Here is a 9,292-nt window from a genome sequence, read left to right as displayed (position 1 = left end):
CACAATCCGGCCCACCCGACCCCGATTCAACCCCCAAAACCACCACCAGCCAACCGAATCGGTGGATCCAGGCTAAGGGGTTTCCGTCGGCGGCGTGGGGGGTTTGCTCACGTACGCGACCGTGACTTTCGGCCCACAGAGGCAGGGCCTCGACGGCGCGTTGCAGACGCTCCTGGCACAGCCATCCGGAAGGTTCCTGCTCACTGTGCTGGCTCTCGGATTCGTGGCCTCCGGCCTGTTCTCCATGCTCCAGGCGCGCTACCGCAAGATGTAACCGAGCCATGCACCGAGCGGCTCGCAGCCACGACCGTTGAGAGTGGCCATTGACGCTTCCAACTGGCCGGCGGTGGTTGAGTAACAGACCAGCTGATCGACTGCAGAGAGCTCCATGATGCCTCCTGGAGCTGATTCCGCCTCGGTGCAGAGATTAGAGACACGCAAAACTGCGAGTGGCTCCGGCGATCTGCGACTGGCCGATCTGCCAGCATGCAGTCGTGAGATCGCGGGTTCCCGTCACGTTTGGTCGCTTGCCTCGTACCGTTGTAGCGCTCGGCCTGGTTAGCTTTCTCACGGATCTCTCTAGCGAGATGATCTACCCATTGTTGCCGGTGTTTCTCGTGGAGGTACTCGGTGCTGGGGCCATAGCACTCGGCACGATCGAAGGGATCGCCGAGTCGACCGCTTTTGTGCTCAAGGTGGCCTCAGGCTGGTGGACGGATCGGATGCAGCGTCGCAAGCCCCTTGTTGTGGCGGGATACGGTCTATCCGGGACGGTGCCGGCGCCCCAACCGAGGAGATGCTTCACGAAGTCTTCGATACCCTCGGAGGAGAAGTAGCTGCCGAGGGGCGTGCCCCGGGTGCCTGACACGGCCGCCCAGCAAGCAGCGGCCGGTATCCGAACTCAGGTCGGCCTGACGGTCACCCGGTAGCCGGCTCCGAATATCCCGGCAGGCAGGTCGATTCCGACCCGTCGGTATACCTCGGCCGGAATACCGATGTCGGCCAGCATCAAGTCGCCGGCTGCAGCCACATCGAGTCCCGTCTTGGGAAGAGCAAGTGTCAAGGTCACGGCGGCCTGCACATAGTCGCCGGGGGCCTCACCGGTCGTCGAGTCGATTCCTGAAGGCACATCAAGGGAGACCACCGGGGCAGACTGATCACCCATCCAGTCGATCATCCGGCGGGCGGTGCCGCGCGGTGCTCCTCCCAGGCTGTATCCGATGACGGCATCGACCACCAGACCCGGTCGCAGGGCGCCGAGCTCGTCGATCCGCACCAGTTTGCCGTTGGTTCCCCGGTAGACGGCGAGCTGCTTGTCTGGGACCGAGGCCAATCGTTCTTCGTCTGAAATCACCACGGTGACGTCTGCTCCCCGGTTGACGAGATGGCGAGCCGCGCATATACCGCCACCCCCGTTTCCACCGGTTCCGGCCAGTACTGCGATAGGGGTGGTCGCCCAATCATCGCCGAGCCTGTCGAGAACGGTCAGCGCCAGGCTGCGGCCGGCATTCTCCATCATCTGATACAAGTTGGGCCCAACCTCCTCGATCGCCACCCTGTCCACTTCTCGCATCTGATCGGTTGTGATCGCCGGCACCTCCAGCCCCGCCTCGGTCACGAAGATCTGTGTTGTCATGAGCCGTCAGTTCCGTCCACAAAGCGACCTGAGACGCGTGATCATGCCCGTCCCCGCGCTTCCCGGTAGCGGCGAATGAGCGAATTCGTTGAGGCATCGTGCGCCAAGACGGGTGGCCTCTCCGAAGTGAGTTCGTCGATGATGGTGGAGGCGAGTACCTTGCCGAGCTCAACTCCCCACTGATCGAACGAGTTGATGCCCCAGATGACCCCTTGTGTGAGCACTTTGTGCTCGTAGAGAGCGACGAGTTGACCGAGGATTGAGGGGGTGAGTCTTGGGGCGAGGATGACAGAGGTCGGGCGGTTGCCAGGGAAGGTGCGATGGGGAACTAGCTCCGGCGCCACGCCGGAGGCTGCGACCTCTTCACTCGTTTTGCCGAATGCGAGGGCCTCAGCCTGGGCAAACAGATTGCCCATCAGCAGATCGTGCTGGCCGCCCAGGTCGATGGCAGGTTCGATAAAACCGATCAGGTCCGCCGGTACGACAGTGGTGCCCTGGTGGAGGAGTTGGTAGAAGGCGTGCTGACCGTTGGTACCGGGTTCGCCCCACACGATCGGTCCGGTGTCCATATCAACGGATGTCCCGTCGAGGCGCACCTGCTTGCCGTTCGACTCCATATCGAGTTGTTGGAGGTAGGCCGCGAACCGGTCGAGATCCTGGCTGTACGGCAGCACCGCATGGGTCGGGTATCCCAGCAGGTTGCGGTACCAGACACCGATCAGCCCGAGCAGCACCGGTACGTTGCGTTCGAACGGGGTGGTGAGCAAGTGCCGGTCGATCATCCGGAATCCGTCCAGCATCTCCCGGAACGCCGACGGGCCCACGGCGATCATCAGACTGAGTCCGATCGCCGAATCCATCGAATACCGGCCGCCAACCCAGTCCCAGAATCCGAACATGTTGGCAGTGTCGATTCCGAAGGCGGCCACCTCTCCGGCATTGGTGGAGACCGCCACGAAGTGGCTAGAGACGGCCGCTTCGTCGCCGAGCCGATCGATCAGCCAGGTTCGAGCAGTGCGGGCATTGGTCAGGGTCTCCAGGGTTGTGAAGGTCTTGGAGGCAACGATGAACAGGGTCGTGGCCGGATCGACGATCTCGAGCACCGCAGCCAGATCCGCCGGGTCAATGTTCGAAACGAAGTGGGCGTCGATGTCGGGATGGACGTAGGGTCGCAAGGCTCGATAGGCCATGGCCGGGCCAAGATCGGAACCGCCTATTCCGATGTTGACCACATGATGGATCCGTTCGCCCGTGAAACCACGCCAAGCACCTGTGCGGACCCGCTCGGAGAAATCGGCCATGCGCTCGAGAACCTCATGCACGTCGACAACGACATCGCCACCGTCCACCGTGAAGTGATCGTCCGGTGCGGCTCGCAGTGCCGGGTGCAGAACCGCCCGGTCCTCGGTGACGTTGATGTGCGCCCCACCGAACAACTCGTCGATTCGTTCGGGTAGACCGGCCCGACGTGCCACCGCCACCAGTCCGGCAATGATCTCTTCGTTGATCAGGTGTTTGGAGAGGTCGACGACCAGGTCGCCGGCCGCGAAAGTAAGCCGTTCGGCGCGGGTCGGGTCTTCAGAAAAGGCGCGCCGCAGGTCGAGTGCGTCCCCGTCTTGTTTGAGGGTTTCGAGTCTTTTCCACTCGGAGGTGGAGGTGATTGAGGTCAAGGTGTTCTCCGTTTGAGTTGTCAACCCGGATGGCGCCCTCGTTGAGTCGCGTCCCGGCTGAGATCGTTGTGTCGGCTGAGGTCCTCCATTCAGAGCACCGGGTCCATCGAGCGAAGATGACAGGCTTCGTTCCAGTGTCGAATCACCCGATTCTCCCGTTCCCACCCGAGGGTGGATACGGTGGCGGTGTCGAGTCCGAGGTTGCAGCCGGCAACGGCCGGCTGACCCATCCATCTGGCAGCCAGGATGCGGAGCAAGTGCCCATGCGCGAACATCACGACCGGCCCATCGACGCTCAAAGCTCTGACAATCGCACGGTCTGCCCGCGCTCCCACCTCGTCAAAGGACTCACCGTCGACGATCGGGTGGGTCCACACCGACCAACCGGGGATCTCCTTTCGGATATCGGCGGTTCGACGCCCCTCGTATGCACCGTAATCCCACTCCAATAGCTCGTCGGCGGCTATTCCCCCGACCGCATACCCGGCCCGGTCCATGGTCTCCCATGCCCTACTCAGTGGGCTGGACAAAACGAGCGCGAACTCGAGTCCCCCCAGCATCCCGCCCAGGGCGTCGGCCTGACGGCGGCCCAACTCGGTGAGGGGTACGTCGGTCCGCCCGGTGTGTTGGCCGGAAACACTCCATTCCGTTTGTCCGTGCCGGACCAACACAACTTCGTGCTCGGTCATGTGGTGATCCAGTCCCAGTCGGAACCGAGCAGGGCGTCGGCTTCGGCCGGACCCCAGGTACCCCGCTGATAGGGAACGACCGGTCGATGGTTGGTGAGCACTCGATCGACCACCCTCCAGGCTTCCATGACGCCGTCTTGACGGGCGAAGAGAGCCGGGTCACCGCGGAGTGCATCACCAATCAGCCGATCGTAGGCGTCTCGGCCGGGGATCCGATCGTGCCCGAGATGCAGTTCAACCGGCCCACTGACCATCGCCGATCCAGGCTGTTTCGCCTGCATCGACAGGCTGATCTCTTCGTCGGGTTTGGTGCGGAACGTCAATCGATTGGGGCCTGGCCGGCTATCGACGTCGGCAAAGAGGGGCCGTGGGGGGCGAGCAAACTCGACAACTGCTTCGGTGGCCGTTGAAGCCATCCCCTTCCCGGCCCGGATGATCCACGGCACTCCGGCCCACCGCCATGAATCCACTTCTAGCCGAAGTGCCGCAAATGTCTCGGTGTCCGAGTCGGCAGCAACTCCGGGCTCCCGGCGGTAACCGGCATACTGACCGCGAACCAGATCGTTAGGGGTGAGCGTCTCGATGGCTCTGAGCACTTTGACTCGCTCGTCGCGCAGCGCGTCGGCATCCTCCGACACCGGTGGTTCCATGGCCAGCAACGCCAGCACTTGCAGCAAATGGTTCTGGACGACATCGCGTATCGTGCCAACCCGGTCGTAAAAGGAACCCCTTCCCTCGACGCCGAAATCCTCTGCCATCGTGATCTGCACACCGCGCACGTAGTGACGGTTCCAGACAGGCTCCAAAACGGTGTTAGAGAAGCGGAAGATCATGAGGTTCTGCACCGATTCCTTGCCGAGGAAGTGGTCGATCCGGTACACCCGCTCTTCCGGGAAGTGGCGGTGAACTATCTCGTTGAGGTCGGCAGCCGATTGGGTGTCTCGGCCAAAGGGTTTCTCCAATACCAGCCGACCCTGTTGGTTGAGCCCCACCGACGCCAATCCCTCGACAACGTCGTCGAATAGCCCGGGGGGGATGGCCAGGTACGACACAGTGCACTCACCTCCGGCCACCCTTTTGGCGATGTCTGCATAGGTGCCCGCCTCCTGGTAGTCGCCTGCCACGTAACAAAGGTTGGCCGCCAGCCGGGCGAACACCTCGTCGTCGATCGGTTCGCCTGCCTCCTCGAGAGCTTCCCGAGCATGGCGACGCAACGTCTCATCATCCCAGTCGCTCGAAGCCACCCCGATCACCGGCATGTCGAGGCCACCGGCGGCGGTGAGGTCGTAGAGAGCCGAGAACAGTTTCTTACGGGCCAGATCTCCGCTTATCCCGAACAAGATCAGTGCGTCGGCGTAGGTTGCCTCCATCAGGCAGGGCCGGCTTTCTCCTGATGGCCACCAAATTGTTGGCGCATCGCCGACAAAACCTGGTTGGCGAACTCGTCACGTCCCCTCGAGTCGAACCGGCCGTAGAGCGCCGCCGAAAGGACCGGGGCGGGAACGCCCTCTTCCACCGCACTCAGAACGGTCCACCTTCCCTCTCCTGAGTCCGATACCCGACCGGTGAACCCGTCGAGCTGCGGGTTTTCAACGAAGGCGGCGGCGGTCAGATCGAGCAACCACGAGGCAACAACGCTGCCTCGCCGCCAAACTTCGGCGACCGCCGGCACATCCAACTCGTACTGATAGTGATCCGGCCGCCGAAGAGGGGCGGTCTCGGCATCGGTCCGGCTGTCGGAGAGCCCGACCCCGGCATGTTTGAGAATGTTCAGACCTTCCGCATATGCGGCCATGATGCCGTACTCGACGCCGTTGTGGACCATCTTGACGAAGTGACCTGCACCGCTCGGCCCACAGTGCAGATAGCCGTGCTCGGCAGCCAGCGGCTCACCAGCGCGGCCCGGGGTCCGCTCGGCCGTGTCGACTCCCGGGGCCAGGGTCCGGAAGATCGGGTCGAGGTGGGCAACCGCGCCGGCGTCGCCGCCGATCATCAGGCAGAACCCCCGTTCGAGCCCGAATACACCACCGCTGGTACCGACATCGATCAAACGAATGCCGCGCTCCAACAAGACAGCCGACCGCTCGAGGTCGTCCTGGTAGTACGAGTTACCCCCATCGATGATGATGTCGCCTGCGTTGAGGTGGGAAGCGATGTCATCTATGACCTTCCCGGTGATTCCCGCCGGCACCATCACCCAAATGGTTCGAGGGCCGTTCAGTTTGCCGGCCAGGTCGGCAAGACCATCTGCCCCCTCGGCGCCTGCCGCGACCAGCTCGGCTACGGAGACGGGGTCGACGTCGTACACAACGGTCCGATGGCCATCACGGAGCAGCCTGCGAACGAGGTTCGCTCCCATTCGGCCGAGGCCGATCATTCCCAGTTCCATGATGCGGTATCTCCTTGTCGTCGGTACCCCGCCGTTCATCCGGCTCAAGTTGGGCAGCTCGAGGTGAATGACGCAGTTCCTTCTGTCCTCGTGCTTGCCCACAACACCCGCGGTGGGAACCCCATTCTCGCGGAGTCGCTCGAGCCGGGACCGGCTCATCAAATCGGTGGAATTTGTTCGCTTGCACTCGATCTACTCCATCCAACGGGGCAGCCGGGCCGCGCAGGCCCTAACTGTCGGCGTAGCGACAGTGTTGCGTGTGCTCTCATATCCGGCAGCATCCTCCGATCGGGTGGGACGTACCGTCCTTGTGAGGCCAGACAGAACGTGGCGCCTTCGCAAGATGCTCACCACCACGCGAATCGATCGCCCAACCGGGCTGAAGTTGAGTAGCTTCGTCGGAAGGAGGTAGATGTGAAGCGAAAGCACCTTCTGGTGACCGTGATCCTGTTCGCGCTGCTGCTGGCTGCCTGCGCGGCCGGCCCGAACCCCCAGGTCGATGTGGCAACCGACAACGGGGAGATGGCCGGGTTCTGGCTAGGCCTCTGGCACGGGATCATCCTGCCAATCGTGTTCATCATCTCGCTGTTCAGTGACAACGTGAATGTTTACGAGGTCTTCAACAACGGTGGTTGGTACAACTTTGGGTTCGTGCTCGGAGCCGGCACCTTCTTGGGCGGGTCATCCCGGGCCGGCCGGCGCAAGCGCTGAAACCATCCGGTTGTTTGCCGGTAAGAAGATGATGTAGCGCTTGGGCCGCAGCCTTCTCGCGGTTGCTCCCGTCCTCAGACGATCCGGTAGAAGGCGATCGGACGCTGCACGCCTTTGAGATTGCGCTGGCCCGCCGGCTCGGCCGTCACCAGTCCCTGCGGGAGCAACGCCAGCGTGCGTTCGGTGATGAGAATCTCGCCGGGACCGGCATCATCGGCGAGCCGGGAGGCCAGGTTCACGTGGTTGCCCATCGCCGTGTAGTCCATGCGACTCGGCGAGCCGATGTTGCCCACCGTCACGAACCCGGTCGAGATGCCGACGCCGGCGGTGATCTCCAACTGAGCAGCCTCGGTGAGGCTAGTTCTCAGCTCGACTCGGGCGACTTGCATGTCGAGCGCCATTCGGACTGCCCGTTCGGCGTGGTCTTCCTGGGGAAGAGGGTCGTTGAAGAAGACCATGAGCGCGTCGCCTATGTACTTGTCGAGCGTTCCCTCGTAGCGAAAGACGATGTCGGTCATCACGGTGAGGAAGCGATTGAGTCCGGCGATCATCTCCTCCGGCTCCGACTGCTCGGAGAGGGCCGTGAACCCCCGGATGTCGACGAACGCGATCGACAGCTCTGCTCGCCTCGACTCACCGATCCCCCTGTCACCGGTGACGATCGCCTCGGCGACCTGGGGCGACAGGTAGCGACGCAACTGCGACGTGCGTTCGAGCAATGCGACCTGATCATCGACCTGCGCCTGGAGGTCGCGGTTGACGGTCTCGAGCCTTCCATACAGTGTTTCGAGCTGCTCACTGGCCCGGTTGACATTGTCCGAGAGCTTTCCGAACTCGTCTCGATTGGGCACATCGATGCGGGCAGTGAAATCACCACTCGCCAGTGTGTCGAGAGCATGATCGATTCTGCGGACCGGCCGGATCACAGTCCACGAGATGACGGCACCCAGCGCTACGGCTCCTCCGAGGCTCATCACTGAGAAGGCAGCTAGAGCGATTCGCAGGAATCGGCGGTCTCCCGCGAAGCCGTCGATCTCGGCCGCCACCAGATCTTCGGTGTCGCCGATGAAGTCGTTTAGCGGACCTTCCAGCTCGTGACTGATCTCGTGCTCAGATTGGACGTGGGCCCGGAGAGCACCTTCGATGTCTCCGGAGGCCTGGAGCGCCTCAACTCGCACACCGGCCTCCGCGTAGCGCTCATCGATGGCACGCAAGCGGTTGAACAGGTCGCCGTGGTCGCCAACCGCGATGACCTCTGTCTCCTCGATGAGCTGCGCGAAGGTTGCCTTCGCGCCACCGATCTTGTCGTTCCAGACTGGTTCCCCGGTCAGCAGTGCCATGGTTCGGAAATGGGATTGCGCGGTGATGCTGTAGAGCATGTGGTTGGCGTTGTCCGACTGCCGCTGGAGCATTGAGAGGCGATCAACCTGAACATCCATACGGTTCACGACCAGGAGCCCGACGATCCCGAGGGCCAGCATCAGCACTGAGATGCCTAGGAAACCGGCCAGCAACTTCGTCTCGAGGCGCGCCTGGATTCGGGCGACGAAGTCAACCACGGGCGGCAGCAGACGGGGAATACCGTCCGTATCGCGATCTGCCGGCGCCGGGGTAGAACCATCCGGTCGGGGCGGCGAAATAGTGCTGGTCATGGGTCCCCTCGATTCGTCGTGCTCACCTACTCGCCCGGAGACGTCGACGGCGGGCGATCAGGACCGCCGCCCTAGTGGTCTGTCTGCTATTTGATGACCGGGGTAGGCAGTGCCACGAACCCTGCCACAGCGGGGATCGTCCGGCAGGAGACCAAGTCACCAAATCCGCGACGGACCACTAGAAGGTCACGATCGCCGTTACGAAGGAAAGCGCCACCGCCGCGGTCATCGACAGGACGGCACTGGTGGCGGCCAGGACGTAGGTGCGGGTTCCCCTGAAATACAGCCACAGGCCGCGAACAGATATTGCTCCGGTCCCCAGCACGATCGCAATGAGCACTACCGCCAGCCACATCGGCTCAAAGAAGACATCCCAACGCTGCCTGGCGAGGTTCCAAACCGACCCAGTGAACATCCAGGCAGACACCTGCGGAAGCGCCAGGATCGCACCCGTGAGCGTACGTTTGAACCTACTGCGCCGGTCCGGGGTGTTCTGATCAGTCACGTGGCGGCACGATAGTGCCAGAGTCGTCGGCCCACCGTGG

10 protein-coding genes and 1 pseudogene are annotated in these 9,292 nt (G+C 62.8%); 3 read left to right on the top strand and 8 right to left on the bottom strand.

The annotated features are described in order from the left end of the window. Positions 1-121: 121 nt before the first annotated feature. A complete protein-coding gene (locus P1T08_10545; protein ID MDF1596515.1) occupies positions 122-274 on the top strand; it encodes a DUF1206 domain-containing protein in 153 nt (50 codons plus the stop codon). Here P1T08_10545 and P1T08_10540 read toward each other — a convergent pair. Next, entirely contained in the window at positions 259-390 is a 132-nt protein-coding gene (locus P1T08_10540) for a hypothetical protein (protein MDF1596514.1), read from the bottom strand. The two genes, P1T08_10545 and P1T08_10540, sit on opposite strands and share 16 nt — an antisense overlap. A 197-nt stretch (positions 391-587) precedes the next feature. Here P1T08_10540 and P1T08_10535 point away from each other — a divergent pair. Next, a pseudogene (locus P1T08_10535) lies at positions 588-767 on the top strand (MFS transporter). A 134-nt stretch (positions 768-901) separates the two neighbouring features. Here the strand turns inward: P1T08_10535 and P1T08_10530 are convergent. The 5 genes from P1T08_10530 to gnd form a co-directional block, all read right to left on the bottom strand. After that, positions 902-1,636, bottom strand: coding sequence for an NAD(P)H-hydrate epimerase (locus tag P1T08_10530; protein ID MDF1596513.1), 735 nt, complete (start codon positions 1,634-1,636; stop codon positions 902-904). Between the two features lie 41 nt (positions 1,637-1,677). Then, complete coding sequence (pgi, locus tag P1T08_10525; protein MDF1596512.1) at positions 1,678-3,297, bottom strand: glucose-6-phosphate isomerase; 1,620 nt, start codon at positions 3,295-3,297, stop codon at positions 1,678-1,680. A gap of 98 nt (positions 3,298-3,395) precedes the next feature. Beyond that, complete coding sequence (locus tag P1T08_10520) at positions 3,396-3,995, bottom strand: histidine phosphatase family protein (GenBank protein ID MDF1596511.1); 600 nt, start codon at positions 3,993-3,995, stop codon at positions 3,396-3,398. Continuing rightward, on the bottom strand, positions 3,992-5,365 hold the full coding sequence (gene zwf, locus P1T08_10515) for a glucose-6-phosphate dehydrogenase (protein MDF1596510.1): 1,374 nt from the start codon (positions 5,363-5,365) through the stop codon (positions 3,992-3,994). The genes P1T08_10520 and zwf overlap by 4 nt, the downstream gene beginning before the upstream one ends. Beyond that, positions 5,365-6,384, bottom strand: coding sequence for a decarboxylating 6-phosphogluconate dehydrogenase (gnd, locus tag P1T08_10510; protein MDF1596509.1), 1,020 nt, complete (start codon positions 6,382-6,384; stop codon positions 5,365-5,367). Before gnd ends, zwf begins: the two co-directional genes overlap by 1 nt. Before the next feature lie 414 nt (positions 6,385-6,798). On the opposite strand from gnd, the gene P1T08_10505 reads away from it, so the two are divergent. Further along, positions 6,799-7,095 (top strand): hypothetical protein, encoded by a 297-nt coding sequence (locus tag P1T08_10505; GenBank protein MDF1596508.1) that lies wholly within the window; start codon positions 6,799-6,801, stop codon positions 7,093-7,095. 74 nt (positions 7,096-7,169) lie between these two features. Here the strand turns inward: P1T08_10505 and P1T08_10500 are convergent, their stop codons facing one another. Both P1T08_10500 and P1T08_10495 read right to left on the bottom strand, forming a co-directional pair. Next, a complete protein-coding gene (locus P1T08_10500; protein ID MDF1596507.1) occupies positions 7,170-8,747 on the bottom strand; it encodes an adenylate/guanylate cyclase domain-containing protein in 1,578 nt (525 codons plus the stop codon). 178 nt (positions 8,748-8,925) lie between these two features. Next, on the bottom strand, positions 8,926-9,252 hold the full coding sequence (locus tag P1T08_10495) for a hypothetical protein (GenBank protein ID MDF1596506.1): 327 nt from the start codon (positions 9,250-9,252) through the stop codon (positions 8,926-8,928). Positions 9,253-9,292: the final 40 nt, after the last annotated feature.

It is taken from the genome of Acidimicrobiia bacterium, from assembly GCA_029210695.1.
In the GTDB taxonomy this organism is placed as follows: Bacteria; Actinomycetota; Acidimicrobiia; order Spongiisociales; family JAHEDJ01; genus JAHEDJ01.
The sequence above is the reverse complement of the archived record's forward strand: the minus strand, read 5'-3'. Positions and strand labels throughout refer to the sequence as shown.